Consider the following 19,373-nt stretch of genomic DNA (forward strand, 5'->3'; position numbering starts at 1 on the left):
AGTTCGTGCGCTTGACCGGCCCCAAGGTCGCGGCTTAGCGTGGTCGCGTTCAGAAATATGGACGTGGATCAGAAACATGCACCGAAAGAACATGCACCGAGAGACGTGCACCGCGAAGCGTGCACCGCTTAGGGAGAGTCCGTGACGTCAGCCCCCCTTGCCGCTCGGCTCAGCATCCCCAGTGGGCCGCTGTTCTTCCCTGTCACCGCGTACGGCTCCGACGGCGGCGTCGATCTCGACGTCTACCGGGAGCATGTGCGGCGCGGTGTCGAGGCCGGAGCCGCCGCCGTCTTCGCCTGCTGCGGCACCGGGGAGTTCCACGCGCTCGCGCCCGAGGAGTTCGAGGCGTGCGTACGGGCGGCCGTCGAGGCGGCGGACGGGCGCGTGCCGGTCGTCGCGGGCGCCGGGTACGGGCCCGCGCTCGCCGTGCGGTTCGCGCGGCTCGCGGAGGCGGCCGGGGCCGACGGGCTGCTCGCCATGCCGCCGTATCTCGTGGTGGCCTCGCAGGAGGGCCTGCTGCGGCACTATCGGGAGCTCGCGGCGGCGACCTCACTGCCGGTCGTCGTCTATCAGCGCGACAACGCCGTGTTCACGCCGGAGACCGTGGTCGAGCTGGCCCGTACCGAGGGGATCATCGGGTTCAAGGACGGGCTCGGGGACCTGGACCTGATGCAGCGGATCGTCAGCGCGGTGCGCAGCGAAGTCCCGGGGGAGTTCCTGTACTTCAACGGGCTGCCGACGGCTGAACTGACCGGGCTCGCCTATCGGGGGGTCGGCATCACGCTGTACTCGTCCGCCGTGTTCTGCTTCGCTCCCGAGATCGCTCTCGCCTTCCACCAGGCGCTCAACGCCGGGGACGACGAGGTCGTGAACCGGCTGCTCGACGGCTTCTACCGGCCGTTCGTCGATCTGCGCGCCCAGGGCCGCGGATACGCCGTCTCACTCGTCAAGGCCGGGGTGCGGCTTCGGGGGCTGGACGTGGGTGAGGTGCGGCCGCCGTTGCACGAGCCGACCGAGGACCATGTGAAGCAGCTCGCGCAGCTGATCGAGCGCGGGTACGGGCTGATCGAGGAGGGCGTGTGAAGGCGTCGGCGTTCGTCTACCCCTGGGACGTCAACGGAGACCCGGAGGCAGCCGGGCGGATCGCCGGGCTCGGCGTCCGGCAGGCGACGCTCGCCTCCGCGTACCACTCCACGCGCGCCCTGACGCCACGGCATCCCCGGCACCGGATCGTCACCGCCTCGCACGCCGCCGTGCTCTACCCCGCGGACGAGCGGTGGGAGGGGCGAAGGCTCCGGCCGTACGCCGCCGGGGACTGGGCGCCGGGCGACGCGTACGGGGAGGCCGCCGAGGCGCTCGCCGGGGCCGGTCTCGACGTACACACCTGGGTGGTGCTCGCGCACAACTCCCGTATGGGTGAGGAGTTTCCGGACACCTCCGTGGTCAACGCCTACGAGGACCGCTATCCGTGGGCACCCTGCATCGCCCAGCCCGACACGCGCGCCTACCTGGTCGAGCTGGCCGTCGAGGCGGCGGTGCGGCCCGGGGCCGGGGGTACGGAGCTGGAGTCCCTCGGGTGGTACGGGCTCGCGCATCTCCACGCCCACGACAAGACGGCGGGGGTGGGCCTCGGGGACGCCGGGCAGTACCTCATGTCGCTGTGCTTCTGCCCCTCGTGCCGCGAGGGATACGCACAACAGGGGCTGGATCCCGAAGAGTTGGCGATCGCCGTCCGGCGTGCTCTGGAGCCCGTATGGCGGGGTGACACTCCGGCCGGGGGCTGGGAGGCCGTGGAGAAGCTGCTCGGTAGTGAGCTCGCCGGTGCCACGCGCGCGTGGCGGGACTCCGTGGCGCGTTCGCTCCAGTCGGAGGCGGTCGCCGCGGTGCGCGCGGCCGCTCCGGAGGGGTTCCAGATTCTGCTGCACGCGGACCCCGTCTCGTACCACTGCGGCGCGAACGCGGGAGTGGATCCTGAGCACATTCTGTCGGTGGCCGATGGTGTCGTCGTGCCCTGTACCGGCGGTTCGGGGCTGCTGACTCCCTTTGCGGACAGGGGTGTTGGCGGGAGTGTGCTGGCGGCCAACTTCACCGTGGTGGGCGGCATGGGCGGCCGCCCGGCGGCTCTCGGCGAGGACGTGGCACGGGCGGCGGGGCATGGGGCCACCGAAGTGCGGCTGTATCACGCGGGGTTGGCGTCCGACGAGGATCTGTCGCTCGTGACTCAGGCGCTCGCGCGGCTCGGCTGAGACCCGAACAGGGGCACCACCGTCACCAGTCGCACCGCCCCGAGCGCCGCCAACAGCACCTGGTGGTCGACGAGTTCGACCAGGCCCGCGCCCAGCGCGAGACCTATCGCGTTCGGAGCGAACATCAGGGTGTTGGCGGTCGCCGCCGTACGGCCCAGGAGAGCGGCCGGGGTCTCGCGCTGGACCGCGGTGAGCGCCGCGATCAGCACGCACGGGAGGCCGATGCCGACCGCCGCGGCCGAGGTGAGGACCACCGTGTCGTACGGGAGCGCACGAGCCGTCACCGCCAGCGCGGTGAGCGCGATGCCGTACCCCGCGAACCGCCGCTCGCCCAGCCGGCGCAGAAGAGGACCCGCGGCCAGGCCGATCGCCACCGAGCCGGCGCCCTGGACGGCGTAGAGGAGACCCACGTACGCGGGTGAGTGGCCGAGGCCTTCGACAACGGCGTAGACCGTCGCGCCGTTGACGCCCGCGAAGAGCATGGTGGTGCCGCCTGCCAGGACGAGTGGGCGCAGCCGGGGGTGGGCCCAGAGGTGGCGGGCGCCTTCGGCGGTCTGCGTGCGCCAGGTGGAGGTGGCCTTGGGCGGCGGGGTCTCGCGCAACCGCAGGAGGGCGTACACACCCGCGGCCAGCGCGAACGTCACGGCGTCAAGGAGTGCGACCCGTGCCCCGCCGTACACCGCGTACAGGCCCGCCCCGGCGAGCGGGGCGACCAGCTTCATCCCCTCGTTGGCCGTCATGCGCAGGCCGTTGAAGTCGCCGAGAAGGGACTTGTCGACGGCCGAGGCGATCAGCGCCGACTCCGCCGCGTCATGGACGACGCCCGTGGCGCCGTAGACCAGGAGCACCGCGAAGAGGATCCACAGGCGGCCCGGCGCATCCACGGCGAAGAGGGCCGGCAGCAGCGCGGCCAACAGCAGGTTCGCCGCGATGAGGAGCGGCCTGCGGCGGACGCGGTCGGCGAGTGTGCCCAGGGCGGGGCCGATGAGCGTGGGGGCCCAGAGGGCGAAGACGCAGAGGGCGGCCAGGCCGTCCGAGCCGGTCAGGTCCTTGACCCAGATGCCGGACACCAGCCACAGCGCCGACGAGCCGAAGCCGGAGACCACGACCGCGCTCAGATACAAACCCGCGTTGCGGTCCCGCAGGACGCGCGTGACTGTCCATGTCGCCATGGCTGGTGATCGTGGTGCTAAGGACCTGCCTCAAGGATCAGGCAGATGCCCTATAAGACGCAGGCAGACGTCTTCAGATGGTGATCACGAGCTTGCCCCGGGGATGGCCCTTCTCCAGGTGCCGGACGGCGTCGGCGGCCTCGTCGAGAGGGTAGGTGCGGTCGATGGCCGGGGTGATCTTTCCGTTCTCGGCGAGGTCCTTGAGGGTCAGGAGGTCCTCGTGGCGGGGGAGGGAGACGAGGTTGCGGAAGTTCTGGCCGACGAAGGGCGAGAGCAGGGAGGCCCGGATCTCGCGGCTCATCCCGCCGAAGAAGGCGCTGCCGCCCTCGCCGCCGACCATGACGAGGGTGCCGTGCGGGGCGAGGACGCGGCGCAGGTGGGGCAGCGGGCGCAGGCCCGCGCAGTCGACGATGACGTCGTAGCGGCCGGAGCCGGCGGTGACGTCCTCGTGGGTGTAGTCGAGGACGTGGGCGGCGCCCAGGGAACGTACGAGATCCGTGTTGGTGGGACCGCAGACGCCGGTGACCACGGCGCCGTACATCGCGGCCAGCTGGACGGCGAAGGTTCCGACGCCGCCGGAGGCACCGATGACGAGAACCTGGTCGCCCGGCTTGGGGCGGCCCTTCCCGCTCAGCGCCTGGAGGGCGGTCATGCCGGAGACGGGGAGGGCGGCGGCCTGCTCGAAGGTGATGTTGGGTGGCTTGAGCACGAGCCTGCGGGCCTTGGCGCGCGCGAACTCGGCGAACGAGCCGTCGCAGTTGCCGAACACCTCGTCGCCCGGCTTGAACTCGGTCACCTTCGCGCCGACGGCCTCCACGCGCCCGGCGCCGTCCCAGCCCCGCACCGGGTTCTTGGGCCTGCGGACTCCGAGGACGACACGGGCCACCAGGGGCCTGCCCGTCATGAGATGCCAGACGCTCGGGTCGACGCCGGCGGCGCGCACCTCGACGAGCACCTCGTCGTCACGGGGTACCGGTCGGCCGATCTCCCGCAGTTCCAGCAGGTCGGCGGTTCCGTAGGCATCCTGGACGATCGCTTTCACGGTGGTTCTCCTTCTCGCGGGCCTCTGACGTCGAGCAGTCGCCTCTGACATCGAGCATTCCGGCGATTCGAACGCCTGACCAGCGTCCTGAGGGCCGTCCTGGGAGCCCGAGCGATGAGTTTTCGTACGTTCGCCGGTCTACCCGATGACTGGAGACGAGTACGAGCTCTGAGGAGAAGCGGATGACCGACCGGATTCTTGACCTGGGGCCGCAGGCCCGGATCGTCGCGAGCCTCGCGGCGGGTGCGACCGACGAGCAGCTGGCGGGCGCGACCCCCTGTCCGGAACTCGCGGTGCACAACATGCTGGGGCACTTGCTCGGGCTCGCCGCCGCCTTCCGGGACGCCGGGCGCAAGGATCTGGGGCCCACCACGGACACCAGCCCGACCTCCGCCGTGCCTGACATCGAGCCCGGCTGGCGCGAGTCGTTGCCCAAGGTGATGGACGAGCTCGCCGAGGCCTGGCGCGACCCGGCCGCCTGGACCGGGGAGACCCGGGCGGGTGGCGTGGACCTGCCGGGTGCGGTCGCGGGCGCCGTGGCCGTCGACGAGCTGGTCGTGCACGGCTGGGACCTCGCGCGGGCCACCGGCCAGGAGTACGAGCCCGATGCCGCCGCCCTGCAGATGTCCTACCAATTCCTGCTGGCCTCGGCCGAGGACCCGACCCGGGGCGGCGGCATCTTCGGGCCCGTGGTGCCGGTACCCGACGAGGCGCCGCTCCTCGACCGGGCGATCGGGCTCAGCGGGCGGGACCCCGGCTGGAAGCCGTAGAGCTCCAATGGCGGGACCCTGGGCCGTAGAGCTCCAATAAGGAGGCGCCCGCGGGACGGCGGTTTCGTACGCTCCCCGCATGTCCCTCACCCTCACCGTCCTCGGCACCGCCTCCCCGCACCCCGGCCCCGGCCGACCCTGTTCCGGCTATCTGCTGCGGGGCGGGGACGCCGAGGTGTGGGTCGACGCCGGGCCCGGAACCTTCGCCGAGTTGCAGAGGCACACGGACCCGGCGCGGCTGTCCGCGATCTGGATCTCGCATCTGCACGCCGACCATTGTGCCGATCTGCTGTCCGCCGTGTACGGGCTCGCGTACGGCGGACTCACCCCCGCCGCGCCCATTCCCGTGTACGCGCCGCGCGATCTGGGGCAGCGGCTCGCGGGGTTCTTCGGGCAGAGTGATTCCGGGTTCCTGAGCGGGATCTTCGACCTCCGGCCCCTGTACGACGGCCATGAGGCGCGGGTGGGTGAACTGCGGCTCCGCAGCCGTGCCGTCGTGCACGACACCGAGGCGTACGGGCTGCGGGCCGAGTGCGCGGGGAGCGTGCTGGCGTACTCCGGGGACAGCGGGCCCTGTGCTCAGCTCGCCGAACTCGCCCAGGGGGCCGACCTGTTCCTCTGCGAGGCCGACATCGACCGGCATCGCGAAGGCGAACGAGTCCATCTCACTCCAGAGGACGCCGCTGCGGTCGCACGTGCGGCGGGGGTGCGGGAACTGCTCGTCACCCACGTCGGACCCACGCTCACCCCGCAGGACGCGACGGCCCGTGCGGCCAGGGCCTTCGGCGGGCGTACCGTCCAGGCCCGCGAAGGTGACGTGAAGGTCGTCTGAGCGTCGACGCCGGCTTCTTTTGTCAGAAGCGTTGACGAAACATGAGCGCGCTCCTACCTTCAACGCGTCGTACTTCGTACGTCATATATGAGACGCGATATGTGAGATCCGAGAGATCCGAGAGGCGCGCATGACCTCTGTGCCCACGCCGATTCCGTCCCGCACGCAGTTCGTGCTGGAGGGGATCAAACACCGCATCCTCACCGGGCAGTTGACCCCGGGACAGGCTCTGGTCGAGACCGAGCTCGCCGCACAGTTCGGGGTGTCGAAGACACCCGTGCGGGAGGCGCTCAAGACCCTGGCCGGTACCGGGCTCGTCGTGATGAACCAGTACAAGGGCGTCACGGTGCGCATGGTGGACGCGGACATGGCGCGCGAGGTGTACGACGTACGGCTGCTGTTGGAGCCGGAGGCGCTGCGGCGTGCCGTCCGTCGTGAAGCCTCGCTCGACGCGGCGCGCGACGCCCTGACCCGCGCCGACGAAGCCGCCGACACCGCCGAACGCTCCCTGGCCAACCGGGAGTTCCACCGCGCCCTGTACGTGCCCTGCGGCAATCCGCTGCTCGGCCGGATGCTCGACGAGGTGCGGGACCAGGCCGCGCTGGTCTCCGCCGTCGCCTGGGCCGCCAACCCCTCCTGGGAGCGCGAGGCCGCCGAGCACCGGGAGATCCTGCGGCTCGCCCTCGACGGCGACGCCGACGGCGCTGCCGCCGCGCTGCACGCGCACATCGAGTCGTTCGTGCAACGGGCCTTCCCCCAGGGCCAGGACGAGGCCTTCCCTCAGGGCCGGAAAGAGGACGGACAGGCATGACAGCGACGTACGAGACCCAGCGGGCGGCGCTCGCCGAGGTCGTGGCGATCCCCGTGACTCCGTTCGCGCAGGACGGGACGATCGACCGCGACACCCACCGGGCCCTGCTGCGTCGACTGCTCGAAGGAGGCGTCAAGACCCTTACGCCGAACGGCAATACGGGTGAGTTCTATGCTCTGACACCCGAAGAGCGGCAGCTCGTCACGGAGTTGACCATCGAGGAGACGGGCGACCGGGCCGTCATCCTGGTCGGCGTCGGGCACGACGTGCCGACCGCCGTGGCCTCCGCGCGGCACGCACGCGAGCTCGGCGCCGAGATGGTGATGGTCCATCAGCCCGTGCATCCGTACGTGTCGGAGGACGGCTGGGTCGACTACCACCGGGCGATCGCGGAGTCCGTGCCCGAGCTGGGAGTCGTTCCCTACATCCGCAATCCGCTGCTCCCCGGGGAACGACTGGCCGAACTCGCCGACGACTGCCCCAACGTCGTCGGTGTGAAGTACGCCGTGCCGGACGCCGCCCGCTTCGCCGCCTTCGCACGCGACGCGGGGCTCGAACGCTTCGTGTGGGTCGCGGGCCTCGCCGAGCCGTACGCGCCCTCGTACTTCTCGGCGGGCGCCACCGGCTTCACCTCGGGTCTGGTGAACGTCGCCCCGGCCGTTTCGCTGAACATGATCGAAGCGCTTCGATCCGGCGACTACCCGGCCGCCATGAAGGTCTGGGAGCAGATCCGCCGCTTCGAGGAACTGCGCGCGGCCAACGCCTCCGCCAACAACGTGACCATCGTCAAGGAGGCCCTCGCCTCGCTCGGCCTGTGCCGCCGAGACGTCCGCGCACCGAGCAAGCCGCTGCCCGAGGACGAGCGCGCGGAAGTCGCCGCCATAGCCGCGGGATGGTCCATATGAAGCGCCCCGAGGACCTCAGAAGCCACCAGTGGTACGGCACGGAAGGGCTCCGCTCCTTCAGCCACCGGGCCCGGACCCGCCAGCTCGGCTATCTGCCCGAGGAGCACCTGGGCAAGCCGGTCATCGCGATCCTCAACACCTGGTCCGACATCAATCCCTGCCATGTGCACCTGCGGGACCGGGCGCAGGCAGTGAAGCGGGGGGTGTGGCAGGCCGGGGGCTTCCCGCTCGAGTTCCCGGTCTCCACGCTCAGCGAGACCTTCCAGAAGCCGACCCCGATGCTCTACCGCAACCTGCTCGCCATGGAGACCGAGGAACTGCTGCGGTCCTACCCGGTGGACGGGGCCGTGCTGATGGGCGGCTGCGACAAGTCCACGCCCGCGCTCCTGATGGGCGCCGCCTCCGTCGACCTCCCGGCCGTCTTCGTGCCCGCCGGGCCCATGCTGCCGGGGCACTGGCGGAACGAAGTCCTCGGCTCTGGCACCGACATGTGGAAGTACTGGGACGACAAGCGTGCCGGGCTCATCGGGGACTGCGAGATGACCGAGCTGGAGAGCGGGCTCGCCCGGTCGCCCGGGCACTGCATGACCATGGGTACGGCGTCCACGCTGACGGCCGCGGCCGAGGCGCTGGGGGTGACGGTGCCGGGCGCGTCCAGCATCCCCGCCGTCGACTCCGGGCACGACCGGATGGCCGCCGCCTCGGGGCTCAGGATCGTCGAACTCGTCCACAAGGACCGGAAGTTGTCCGAGCTCCTCACCGCGGAGGCCTTCGAGGACGCCGTGACGACCGTCCTCGGGCTCGGCGGTTCCACCAACGCGGTGATCCATCTGATCGCCATGGCCGGACGGGCCGGCGTCACGCTCACGCTCGACGACTTCGACCGGATCGCGCGGACCGTGCCGGTGCTCGCCAACGTCCGCCCCGGCGGCGGCCCTTACCTGATGGAGGACTTCCACTTCGCGGGCGGCCTGCCCGGGTTCCTGTCGCGGATCACCGATCTGCTGCACCTGGACCGGCCGACGGTGTCGTACGACAGCATGCGCGAGCAGCTCTCAACCGCCTCGGTCCACAACGACGATGTCATCCGGACCAGGGAGAACCCCGTCGCCGACGAGGGCGGAGTCGCCGTCCTGCGCGGCAACCTCTGCCCCGACGGCGCGGTCATCAAGCACATCGCCGCCGAGCCGCACCTGCTCAAGCACACCGGCCCCGCCGTCGTCTTCGACGACTACAGGACCATGCAACGGACCATCAACGAGCCCGACTTGGGCATCACGGCGGACACCGTGCTGGTGCTCCGCAACTCCGGCCCCAAGGGCGGTCCCGGTATGCCCGAGTACGGGATGCTGCCCATCCCCGATCATCTGCTGAAGCAGGGGATCAGGGACATGGTGCGGATCTCCGACGCCCGGATGAGCGGCACGAGTTACGGCACCTGTGTGCTGCACGTGGCACCCGAGTCGTACGTCGGCGGGCCGCTCGCGCTGGTGCGCACCGGCGACACGATCACCCTCGACGTCGAGGGGAGGTCGCTCCGACTCAACGTGGACGACGAGGAGTTGGCGCGGCGCCGGGCGGAGTGGACACCGCCGCCCGAGCGGTACGAGCGCGGCTACGGAGCGCTCTACAGCGAACAGATCACCCAGGCGGACACCGGCTGCGACTTCGCGTTTCTGGCCCGGCCGGGCAAGGTGCAGGACCCGTACGCGGGCTGAGGGGACGCCCAACCCCATCCCTCTTGTCCGAGATGTCGAACGACGTACGCGAAGCGCTTCACCGCGATGACGCTTCCATGCACAGGAACGGAGAACAGTCATGGCCCAAGCCGCAGCCGTGGCGAAACAGCCCGCGGTGCCACCCCGGCGGCGCCGTGGCTCAGCGACGCCCCGCAGGCTCCCGTATCTGCTGATCGCCCCGGCGGGCCTGCTGATGCTGGGCTTCATCGCCTACCCGGTCATCAGCGTCTTCTACTACAGCCTGCAGAACTACAACCCCACCAAGCCTTGGCGCAACGGCTACGCGGGCTTCGACAACTTCGTGCACGCCTTCACCGACGACCCGCAGTTCTGGGACACGCTGACCTTCAGCGCCAAGTGGGTCTTCGTCGAGGTCGGACTGCAACTCCTCTTCGGCCTCGCCCTCGCGCTGATCGTCAACCAGACCTTCGTCGGGCGGGCGATCGGCCGCGCGCTGGTGTTCTCGCCCTGGGCCGTCTCCGGTGTGCTGACCTCCGCGATTTGGGTGCTGCTCTACAACTCCCAGACGGGCATCACCCGTTACCTCGCCGACGCGGGCATCGGTACGTACGGCACCAGCCTGCTGTCGGACACCTCGACCGTCTTCTCGGCCGCGGTCGTCGCCGACCTGTGGCGCGGAGTCCCCTTCTTCGCGATCCTGATCCTCGCCGATCTCCAGTCCGTCTCCAAGGACCTGTACGAGGCCGCGGAGGTCGACGGCGCGAGCCGCTTCCGGCAGTTCCTGCACATCACACTGCCGCACCTGAAGGACGCCATCGTCCTGTCCACGCTGCTGCGCGCGGTGTGGGAGTTCAACAACGTCGACCTGCTCTACACCCTGACGGGCGGCGGGCCGGCCGGCGAGACGACCACTCTTCCCCTCTACATCGCCAACACCAGCGTCGACGCCCACAACTTCGGCTACGCGTCCGCCCTGACCACCGTCGCGTTCGTGATCCTGCTGTTCTGCTCGATCGTCTACCTGCGGCTGAGCAAGTTCGGAGGCGGAGACAAGTGATCACCAAGGAGGCCGTCGAGGTCACGCCCACTCCCGCACCCGCGCCCGCCGAGCCGCAGCGCCCACGGAAGAGGCGCCGCGCCTGGGACGAGGTCCCGCGCTGGCAGATCTACGTTCCGCTCGGCATCTACCTGCTCTTCACCCTCATCCCCTTCTACTGGATCCTCCTCTTCGCGCTCCGCCCGGCCGGCTCCACCTCGCTCGTGCCCTGGCCCATGACCTTCGAGCACTTCGACAAGGTCTGGACCGAGCGCAGCTTCGGGACCTACTTCCAGAACAGCATCCTCGTCGGCGTCGCCACGCTCGTGATGACCACGGTCGTCGCGCTCGCCGGCGGATACGCCCTCGCCCGCTTCGACTTCAGGATCAAGCGCGCCTTCATGCTCGCGCTGCTCTGCTCCCAGTTCGTGCCGGGCGCGCTGCTCCTCGTCCCCCTCTTCCAGATCTTCGCCAAGCTCCAGATGCTCAACTCGCTCGGCAGCGTCATCATCGCCGAGACGGTCTTCCAGCTGCCCCTGTCGATGATCCTCATCAGCGGGTTCATCAGGAACGTGCCGTACTCCCTGGAGGAGGCCGCCTGGGTCGACGGCTGCAACCGATTCACCGCCTTCCGGGTCGTCGTACTGCCGTTGCTGCGGCCCGGGTTGATCGCGGTCGGCTCCTTCGCCTTCGTGCACTCCTGGAACCACTTCCTGTTCGCCCTGATGTTCCTCAGCAACCAGGACAAGCAGACCCTCCCCGTCGGCCTCAACACCCTGATGAGCTCCGACAGCGTCGACCTGGGCGCGCTCGCGGCGGGCGGCATCATCGCCGCCGTGCCGGTCGTCATCGTCTTCGCGTTCATCCAGAAGTGGCTGATCACCGGCTTCAGTGCGGGGGCGGTGAAGGGATGAGCACGCTCGGGAACACACTTCCGCTGCCGGTCGTCCTCGCCGGTGCCCGCGGGCACGGCCGCTGGCACCTGGAGAACATCCGCCGGCTCCAGGACAAGGGGCTCGTACGACTGGCGGGCATCTGCGAGCTGACACCGCTGACCGAGGAGGAGCTCGACTGGGACCAACTCCCCGAGCAGTCCGCCGACTTCGGGGCACTCCTCGACTCCACCGGCGCCGCGATCGCCGTGATCTGCACGCCCATCCCCACCCACACCGGCCTGGCGCTGACCGCCGCCGCGAAGGGCGTACACCTGCTCCTGGAGAAGCCGCCCGCGCCCTCGTACTCCGAGTTCCGCAGGATGGCCGACGGGGTCGCCGCCGCCGGAGTCGTCTGCCAGATCGGCTTCCAGTCGCTCGGCTCGCACGCCGTGCCCGCGATCCGGAAGCTGATCGCCGAGGGCGCGCTCGGCCCGGTCGTCGGGATCGGCGCGGCCGGGGCCTGGGCGCGCGACGAGGCGTACTACCGGCGGGCGCCATGGGCGGGCAGGCGGCGCATGAACGGCGCCGATGTGATCGACGGAGTGCTGACGAACCCGCTCGCACACGCCGTCGCCACCGCGCTGGCCCTTGACGGTTCCACCCGCGCCGAGGACGTCGAGCGGATCGAGACCGAGCTGCTGCGGGCCAACGACATCGAGTCCGACGACACCTCGTGCGTGCGCATCACCACCGCGAAGGGCCGTATCACCGTCGCCGCCACACTCTGCGCCGAACAGCCCGACGAACCGTACGTCCTGGTGCACGGCGGCAGCGGGCGGATCACCTTCTGGTACAAGCAGGACCGCGTGCTGGTGCAGCGGTCCGGGCGCGGCCCCGAGGAGCTCGAGTACGACAGGACGGACCTCCTCGAGAACCTCGTCGAGCACCTGACGGACGGGGCCGAGCTGCTGGTCACCCCCGATTCGACGGGTGCGTTCATGAAGGTCGTCGAGGCGATCCGGCAGGCACCCGACCCGGTCGAACTGCCCGCGGACGCCTGGGAGCTGCTCCCCGGGGAGAACCGCCGGGTCGTCCACGGCATCGACGGACTCGTGGCCGCCGCTGCCGACACCCTCGCCCTCTACTCCGAGCTGGGCGCCTTCTGGGCGCTCCCGAACGAGGTGAGCACGCGATGAACTCCATGAGTTCCATGAACAACGACTCGCTGGTCCTGCGGATCGGGGACCGCCCGGTAGGCCGGTACATCACCCGGCCCGAGCTGTCGCCCCGCCTCTCGCCGCGCCCGTATCTGCACCCCGTCACCACCCTGGCCGGCACGGCTGCCACCGAACTCAGCCCCGCCGACCACGCACACCACCTCGGCGTCGGTGTCGCCGTTCCCGACGTCGAGGGGCACAACTTCTGGGGCGGGCGCACCTATGTACGCGACCAGGGGCCGACCGAACTGGACAACCACGGCGCCCAGCGGCACCTGAGCTTCCAACTGCGCGACCCCGACGGCTTCGTGGAGGAGCTCCGCTGGGTGGCCGCGGGCGGCGAGCTGCTGCGCGAACGGCGTACGGTCTCCGCCACCGAACTCACCGACACCGCCTGGGCGTTGGACTTCACCTTCTCGCTGACCAATACGACCCCGGACTCGCTGTCCCTCGGTAGTCCCGCCACCAACGGGCGGCCCGGCGCGGCCTACGGCGGCTTCTTCTGGCGGGCCCGCAAGGAGGCCGAGGCACCGGTCGTCTTCACCGCCGGTACCGAGGGCGAGGACGCGGTGCACGGCAGCCGCGCCGACTGGGTCGGTCTCGCGGGTGCCGGCTGGACCCTCGTCTTCGCCGGGGCCACCGAAGCGACCCGCCGCGACCCGTGGTTCGTGCGCACGACCGAGTACCCGGGCGTCGGCTCCTCCCTCGCCCATGACGAACGGCTGCCGGTCGCGGCCGGGGAGACGGTCGTACGGCGGATCGTCACCGTCGTCGCCGACGGCCGCCTCGAACGGGGCGAGGCCGCGGCACTCGTACGGAAGGCGGTGAGCCCCTGATGGCCCTGCCCTCCTCCGACCTCGGCGACGGCACCTACCGCAACCCCGTCCTCGACGCCGACTGGTCCGACCCCGATCTCCTCCGCGTCGGCGACGACTACTACCTCACCGCCTCCAGCTTCGGCCGCGTCCCGGGCCTGCCGCTGCTGCACTCGCGCGACCTGGTTAACTGGACGCTCGTCGGACACGCCCTCCAACTCCTCGAACCCGCCAAGGAGTTCAGGAGGCCGAGGCACGACTGCGGAGTGTGGGCGCCGTCCCTGCGACACCACGACGACCGCTTCTGGATCTTCTGGGGCGACCCGGACCAGGGCATTTTCCAGGTCAACGCCCCCGAGATCAGGGGACCTTGGACCCGCCCGCACCTCGTCAAACAGGGCAAGGGACTCATCGACGCCTGTCCGCTGTGGGACGAGGAGAGCGGCGAGGCGTATCTCGTGCACGCCTGGGCCAAGTCCCGCTCCGGGGTCAAGAACCGGCTCACCGGCCACCGGATGCGGCCCGACGGCACCGGACTGCTCGACGAAGGCAAGGTCATCGTCGACGCCGACCGGCTGCCCGGCTGGTTCACCCTCGAAGGGCCCAAGCTCTACCGCCACGACGGCTGGTTCTGGATCTTCGCCCCCGCCGGGGGAGTGGAGACCGGCTGGCAGGGCGCCTTCCGCTCACGCGACTTCTTCGGCCCCTACGAGGAGCGGGTCGTCCTGGAACAGGGCGGTACCGAGGTCAACGGCCCGCACCAGGGCGCCTGGGTGCGCACGCAGCACGGCGAGGACTGGTTCGCGCACTTCCAGCAGCGCGGCCCGTACGGGAGAGTCGTCCACCTCCAGCCGATGCGCTGGGGCCATGGGGGCACCTCCCGGTCGAGCGAAGCCGAGACCGGGGGAGGCTGGCCGGTACTCGGCGACGAGGGCGCCCCTGTCGCCGTACACAAGAAGCCCGATCTGCCGCCCCAGCCGCCGTCCGCGCCCGCCACCGACGACGACTTCCCCGGCGGCCGGTTCGGACGCCAGTGGCAGTGGACCGCCAATCCGCAGGACGGCTGGGCCACCCAGCACTCCGCCGACGGACTGCGGCTGACCTGCGTACGGACGGTTGACGCGCACGATCTGCGCAAGTTACCGAACGTCCTCACCCAGCGGCTGCCCGGGATCGCCGCCACCGTCGAGGTCGAACTGTCGCTCAGCAGCGAGGACTTGGGAGCCAGGGCCGGGCTCGCCGTCCTCGGGGACGCGTTCAGCTGGATCGGGCTCCAGCGGGGCGAAGGCGGGTCGGTGCAGCTGGTGCACCGGTTCGCCGAGTCGGTCGCGGACCGGGAACGCGAGGGCGCGCATCCGGTGGAGGCGCCCGGGGGACGGGCACGGCTCTGGATCGAGATCGGCGCGGGAGCGCGCTGCCGTTTCTTCTACGACGTCGGCGGCGGCCGGCAGCCCTCGGGCCAGGTCTTCGCCGCCACCCCCTGGCGCTGGGTCGGCGCCCTGCTCGGACTCTTCGCGCTCGCGCCCGTCGGCGGGGGACACGCCGGCGCGGCCTCGTTCACGCAGTTCCGCATCACCGCGACCCCCTGAGGGTCACTTCCTGCCATCCGTACGCCTGTTGGGAGCCGCAATGACGCACCTCCATAGCAAGCGCTTGCCGGGGCCGCCGCCCCGAGGGAGGACCCTGGCCGCCGTGGTGGGCCTGGTGGCCGCCCTGACCCTCGGGGCGATCGGCCAGGCGAAGGCCGCCGCACCCGCACCGGACCGCGTATCCGGGACCGTGTCGTCGGCCGACCGCTGGACCGACCGGGCTCATGGTTTCGCCTCTCTCGACGGCGGCACCACCGGCGGTGCGGGCGGCAAGGTCGTCACCGTCACCGATCAGGCCTCACTCGCCCGGTACGCGGCCGCCGAGGAGCCGTACATCATCCGGGTGTCCGGGGCGATCGCCGTCGAGCCCTTCGGCTCGGACATCGTGGTGGCCTCGGACAAGACGGTCATCGGCGTCGGCGACAGCGGCGAGATCGTCCACGGGGAGCTCCATCTCAACCCCGGCACGCACAACGTGATCATCCGCAATCTGACGATCCGGGACTCGTACGTCGAGGGCGACTGGGACGGCAAGACGCAGGACTTCGACGCGATCCAGATGGACACCGTCGACCACGTGTGGATCGACCACAACAGGTTCACGCACATGGGCGACGGGCTGCTCGACATCCGCAAGGACAGCCAGTACATCACCGTGTCCTACAACCGGTTCACCGACCACAACAAGGCGTTGGGGATCGGCTGGACCACCAATGTGCTCACCCAGATCACCATCGACCACAACTGGTTCACCGGCACGAAGCAGCGCAACCCGTCCGCCGACAACTGCGCCTACGCACACCTCTACAACAACTACCTCTCGGCACAGGTCGATGACGGCGATCCGGTGTGGACGTACGGCAACTGGTCGCGCGGCCACACGAAGATGGTCATCGAGAACAGCTACTACGACGGCGTCCAGCACCCCTACCAGGCCGACGCCACCGCCGAGTTGGTGCAGCGCGGGTCGATCCTGCGGAACACCGCCGGGCGGCACGACGAGTGGGGTGCCGCCTTCGAACCGCGGGACTTCTACGACTACCGGCTGGACCCTGCTTCCGCCGTCCCGGCCCTCGTCACCCGCTTCTCCGGGCCGCAGAAGCGGATCGGCGCCGTCGAACTGAACGTCCCCGCCGACTATCCGACGGTCCAGGCCGCCGTGGACGCGGTTCCGGACGGCAACGACAGCGCGGTGACCGTGGCGATCGCGCCGGGAACGTACCGGGCGAAGGTGTTCATCCCCGCGGCCAAGCCCCGGATTCTGCTGCGGGGGACCGGACAGGACCGCTCCGACACCGTCATCGTCCACGACACGCCCGCCGCGTACGGCGGCTCCACCGGGAGCGCCACCGTACGGATCGCCGCGAACGACGTCACGGCGCGCAACCTCACCTTCAGCAACGACTTCGACGAGGCCGCGCACGAACTGAACGGCGAGCAGGCCCTCGCGATGAAGACGACGGGCGACCGGATCGTCTTCGAGGACACGGCCTTCCTGGGCAACCAGGACACGCTGATGACCGACAGCCCCAACCTGACCGCCATTAGCCGGGTCTACATCCGCGACTCGTACATCGAGGGCGATGTCGACTTCATCTACGGACGCGCGACCACCGTCGTCGAGCGCTCCGTCATCAAGGCGCTCAGCCGCGGCTCGGCCACCAACAACGGCTACATCACGGCCGCTTCGACCTGGAAGGGCAACCCGTACGGGTTCCTGATCACCCGGTCGAGGATCGTGAGCGACGCTCCTGCCGAGTCCTTCCACCTCGGCCGGCCCTGGCACCCCGGCGGCGAAGTCGACGCCGTCGCACAGGTGTTGATCCGCGACACCGAACTGCCGGCCGCGGTGAAGTCCTCGCCGTGGACCGACATGAGCGGCTTCTCGTGGAAGGACGCGCGGTTCGCGGAGTACCGGACGTACGGGCCCGGTTCCGCCGTCACCGCCGACCGGCCGCAGCTGCCGGATGCCGACGCGGCCACGTACACGGTCGCCAACTACCTGTCCGGGGCCGATGGCTGGGCGCCCTACGCCCACCACTGACCTCTGCACACCAGTGTTTCCATCCAGAAGAAGAGAGCCGATCAATGAAGATCAGTACGCGTAGAAGCAGCCGAGGCGGGCGACGTGCGGCCACGGCCGTCGCGGTGGGCGCCGTGCTCGCGCTGACCGCCACCGCCTGTGGCGACGACGGCAGTGGTGCCGGCGGCGACAAGGGCGACGAGGGCTCGGGCAAGGGCGAGATCACCTTCTGGGACAACAACACGGCCGTCCGCCGTGACATCTGGATGGAGATCATCAAGGACTTCGAGAAGAAGTACCCCGACATCAAGGTCAACTACGTCGGAGTGCCCGCCGAGAACGTCCAGTCCAAGTACGACACCTCCATCCAGGGCGGCGGCCTGCCCGACGTCGGCGGGGTCGGCGCGGCGATGCTCGCCGGAATCGCCGCACAGAACGCCCTCGAACCTCTCGACTCGCGTCTGGAGAAGAGCTCGCTCAACGGCAAGCTGAACGAGGGCATGGTCGAGTCGGTGACCGCCGCGGGCGGCCAGGAGAAGCTGTTCACCATCCCCACCTCGGCCAGCAACGGCGTGCTGTACTACCGCACCGACCTGTTCGAGGCGGCGGGCCTGGACGCGCCCACCACCTGGACGAAGTTCTACGAGGCCGCGGACAAGCTGACCGACCGGGACAAGAACGAGTTCGGCTACACCATCCGCGGCGGCGCGGGCTCCATCGCGCAGGCCCTGGACGCGATGTACGGCCAGACCGGGATCACCGAGTTCTGGAACGGTGACAAGACCACGGTCAACGACCCCAAGAACGTGGCCGCGTTGGAGAAGTACGTCGCGCTCTACAAGAAGGACACCCCCGAGGCGGACGTCAACAACGACTTCACCAAGATGGTCGCCCAGTGGGACAGCGGCAAGATCGGCATGCTGAACCACAACCTGGGCTCCTACCAGGATCACGTGAAGGCCCTGGGCGTCGACAAGTTCCGTGGGCTCGCGAACCCGACCTCGGACGACGGCACGCGCGTTCAGGTCTCCAACCCCGTCGACGGACTCGCCCTGTTCAAGTCCAGCAAGAACAAGACGGCGGCCTGGAAGTTCATCGAGTTCGCCGCGTCGCACGAGTCGAACAGCAAGTGGAACGAGTCCGCTGGGGCGATTCCCTCCAACACGGAGGCTGCGCAGGACGCTTGGGTCGACGAAGCCGAGCCTACGAAGCTTGCCGCTGAGGCGCTTAGCAGTGGCAGCACCAAGATTGTGCAGCTGCCGTATTACCTGCCGGACTGGAACACGATCTCCAAGGCTGACAACGAGCCGAATTTTCAGAAGGTGTTGCTCGGGAAGATGTCGGCGGAGGAGTTCCTCGACACGGTTGCCGAGCAGCTCAACACCGCTCAGGCCGAGTGGACGGCACAGCAGGGCTGACGCCTTCGTGTCGCCGTGGGTCGGTCCGTGGTCTGAGTGCTTGTACTTCGGCCGCGGACCGGCTGTGGCTGGTCGCGCAGTTCCCCGCGCCCCTGAACCTGCACCCCTGTTGAAAGGCACAGCGTCGTGTCCCTTAGCCGTAGACAGATCACCACCGCGGCCCTTGCCGCCGTTCCCCTTGCCGCCGCCTCTGCATCCCCCGCGTCGGCCCGCACCGGACGCACCCTCTACATCGCCGGTGACTCCACCGCCGCCCAGAAGTACGCCGATGCCGCTCCCGAGACCGGCTGGGGGATGGCTCTCCCGTTCTTCCTCCGTGAGGACTTGGCGGTCGCCAACCATGCGGTGAACGGGCGGAGTTCGAAGAGCTTCGTCGACGAGGGGCGTCTCGACACCGTCCTCGAAGCGATCAGGCCCGGCGACCTCCTCCTCGTCCAGTTCGGGCACAACGACGAGAAGAGTGCCGATCCTGTCCGGTACACCGAGCCCTGGACGACGTATCAGGACTACCTCCGGCTGTACGTCGACGGAGCTCGGGCCCGTGGTGCCCGTCCCGTTCTCGCCACCTCCGTGGAGCGCAGGAAGTTCGACGCGGACGGCAACGCCGTGCCGACCCACGGCGACTACCCGGCGTCGGTGCGTGCCCTCGCGGCGGACGAGGGGGTCGCGCTGCTCGACATCCAGGCCCTGTCGCTGGCCCTGTGGCAGCGGCTCGGTGTGGAGGAGACGAAGAAGTACTTCAACTGGACCGCGACCGAGCAGGACAACACGCACTTCAACCCGCCCGGGGCGATCGCGGTGGCCCGAATGGTCGCGGCCGGGCTGCTGCACCGGAGGGTGCTCGCGCCCAGGGACGTACGCCGTCTCGGCGAAGAGATCCCCGAGTCGTGGATCACCTGGCCCACCGCCTGACCCCCTGATC

At 69.8% G+C, this 19,373-nt stretch carries 17 protein-coding genes; 15 read left to right on the top strand and 2 right to left on the bottom strand.

Translation table 11 applies throughout. The features are described from left to right. The first annotated feature begins 141 nt into the window (after window positions 1–141). Together OG266_RS34480 and OG266_RS34485 are read left to right on the top strand one after the other, a co-directional pair. Window positions 142–1,083 carry a 5-dehydro-4-deoxyglucarate dehydratase gene (locus OG266_RS34480; protein ID WP_371550498.1) on the top strand — a complete coding sequence of 314 codons (942 nt, stop codon included), beginning with the start codon at window positions 142–144 and terminating at the stop codon, window positions 1,081–1,083. After that, window positions 1,080–2,246: a hypothetical protein gene (locus OG266_RS34485; protein ID WP_371550500.1), complete on the top strand. Its 1,167-nt coding sequence runs from the start codon at window positions 1,080–1,082 to the stop codon at window positions 2,244–2,246. The genes OG266_RS34480 and OG266_RS34485 overlap by 4 nt, the downstream gene beginning before the upstream one ends. On the opposite strand, the gene OG266_RS34490 is transcribed toward OG266_RS34485, so the two are convergent. Both OG266_RS34490 and OG266_RS34495 read right to left on the bottom strand, forming a co-directional pair. Continuing rightward, on the bottom strand, window positions 2,222–3,418 hold the full coding sequence (locus tag OG266_RS34490; RefSeq protein ID WP_371550501.1) for an MFS transporter: 1,197 nt from the start codon (window positions 3,416–3,418) through the stop codon (window positions 2,222–2,224). The two genes, OG266_RS34485 and OG266_RS34490, sit on opposite strands and share 25 nt — an antisense overlap. Window positions 3,419–3,491: 73 nt before the next feature. Further along, on the bottom strand, window positions 3,492–4,460 hold the full coding sequence (locus OG266_RS34495) for an NAD(P)-dependent alcohol dehydrogenase (protein WP_371550503.1): 969 nt from the start codon (window positions 4,458–4,460) through the stop codon (window positions 3,492–3,494). Window positions 4,461–4,642: 182 nt separating this feature from the next. Between OG266_RS34495 and OG266_RS34500 the strand changes: the two genes are divergently transcribed. The 13 genes from OG266_RS34500 to OG266_RS34560 all read left to right on the top strand — a co-directional run bounded on the left by OG266_RS34500 (window position 4,643) and on the right by OG266_RS34560 (window position 19,363). Further along, window positions 4,643–5,230, top strand: coding sequence for a TIGR03086 family metal-binding protein (locus OG266_RS34500; RefSeq protein ID WP_371550505.1), 588 nt, complete (start codon window positions 4,643–4,645; stop codon window positions 5,228–5,230). A gap of 79 nt (window positions 5,231–5,309) precedes the next feature. After that, window positions 5,310–6,062, top strand: coding sequence for an MBL fold metallo-hydrolase (locus tag OG266_RS34505; RefSeq protein WP_371550507.1), 753 nt, complete (start codon window positions 5,310–5,312; stop codon window positions 6,060–6,062). A 130-nt stretch (window positions 6,063–6,192) separates the two neighbouring features. Further along, a complete protein-coding gene (locus tag OG266_RS34510) occupies window positions 6,193–6,873 on the top strand; it encodes a GntR family transcriptional regulator (RefSeq protein ID WP_371550509.1) in 681 nt (226 codons plus the stop codon). Continuing rightward, window positions 6,870–7,778: a dihydrodipicolinate synthase family protein gene (locus tag OG266_RS34515; RefSeq protein ID WP_371550511.1), complete on the top strand. Its 909-nt coding sequence runs from the start codon at window positions 6,870–6,872 to the stop codon at window positions 7,776–7,778. The genes OG266_RS34510 and OG266_RS34515 overlap by 4 nt, the downstream gene beginning before the upstream one ends. Next, window positions 7,766–9,496: an L-arabinonate dehydratase gene (araD, locus tag OG266_RS34520; RefSeq protein ID WP_371550512.1), complete on the top strand. Its 1,731-nt coding sequence runs from the start codon at window positions 7,766–7,768 to the stop codon at window positions 9,494–9,496. Before OG266_RS34515 ends, araD begins: the two co-directional genes overlap by 13 nt. A 100-nt stretch (window positions 9,497–9,596) precedes the next feature. After that, window positions 9,597–10,535, top strand: a complete 939-nt coding sequence (locus OG266_RS34525) for a carbohydrate ABC transporter permease (protein WP_371550514.1) — start codon at window positions 9,597–9,599, stop codon at window positions 10,533–10,535. Continuing rightward, window positions 10,532–11,428, top strand: a complete 897-nt coding sequence (locus OG266_RS34530) for a carbohydrate ABC transporter permease (protein ID WP_371550516.1) — start codon at window positions 10,532–10,534, stop codon at window positions 11,426–11,428. Before OG266_RS34525 ends, OG266_RS34530 begins: the two co-directional genes overlap by 4 nt. Then, window positions 11,425–12,585 carry a Gfo/Idh/MocA family protein gene (locus OG266_RS34535; RefSeq protein ID WP_371550518.1) on the top strand — a complete coding sequence of 387 codons (1,161 nt, stop codon included), beginning with the start codon at window positions 11,425–11,427 and terminating at the stop codon, window positions 12,583–12,585. Before OG266_RS34530 ends, OG266_RS34535 begins: the two co-directional genes overlap by 4 nt. A gap of 5 nt (window positions 12,586–12,590) precedes the next feature. After that, entirely contained in the window at window positions 12,591–13,442 is an 852-nt protein-coding gene (locus tag OG266_RS34540) for a PmoA family protein (RefSeq protein ID WP_371553062.1), read from the top strand. Further along, window positions 13,442–15,010, top strand: a complete 1,569-nt coding sequence (locus OG266_RS34545; RefSeq protein WP_371550520.1) for a family 43 glycosylhydrolase — start codon at window positions 13,442–13,444, stop codon at window positions 15,008–15,010. The genes OG266_RS34540 and OG266_RS34545 overlap by 1 nt, the downstream gene beginning before the upstream one ends. Before the next feature lie 40 nt (window positions 15,011–15,050). Further along, on the top strand, window positions 15,051–17,054 hold the full coding sequence (locus OG266_RS34550) for a pectinesterase family protein (protein WP_371550521.1): 2,004 nt from the start codon (window positions 15,051–15,053) through the stop codon (window positions 17,052–17,054). Window positions 17,055–17,098: 44 nt separating this feature from the next. Beyond that, window positions 17,099–18,451, top strand: coding sequence for a sugar ABC transporter substrate-binding protein (locus OG266_RS34555; protein ID WP_371550523.1), 1,353 nt, complete (start codon window positions 17,099–17,101; stop codon window positions 18,449–18,451). A 126-nt stretch (window positions 18,452–18,577) separates the two neighbouring features. Beyond that, the gene (locus tag OG266_RS34560; protein ID WP_371550525.1) at window positions 18,578–19,363 is read left to right on the top strand and encodes a rhamnogalacturonan acetylesterase; all 786 of its coding nucleotides are present in this window, start codon (window positions 18,578–18,580) and stop codon (window positions 19,361–19,363) included. The last annotated feature ends 10 nt before the right edge of the window (window positions 19,364–19,373 follow it).

The sequence above is a fragment of the Streptomyces sp. NBC_00554 genome (assembly GCF_041431135.1).
In the GTDB taxonomy this organism is placed as follows: domain Bacteria; phylum Actinomycetota; class Actinomycetes; order Streptomycetales; family Streptomycetaceae; genus Streptomyces.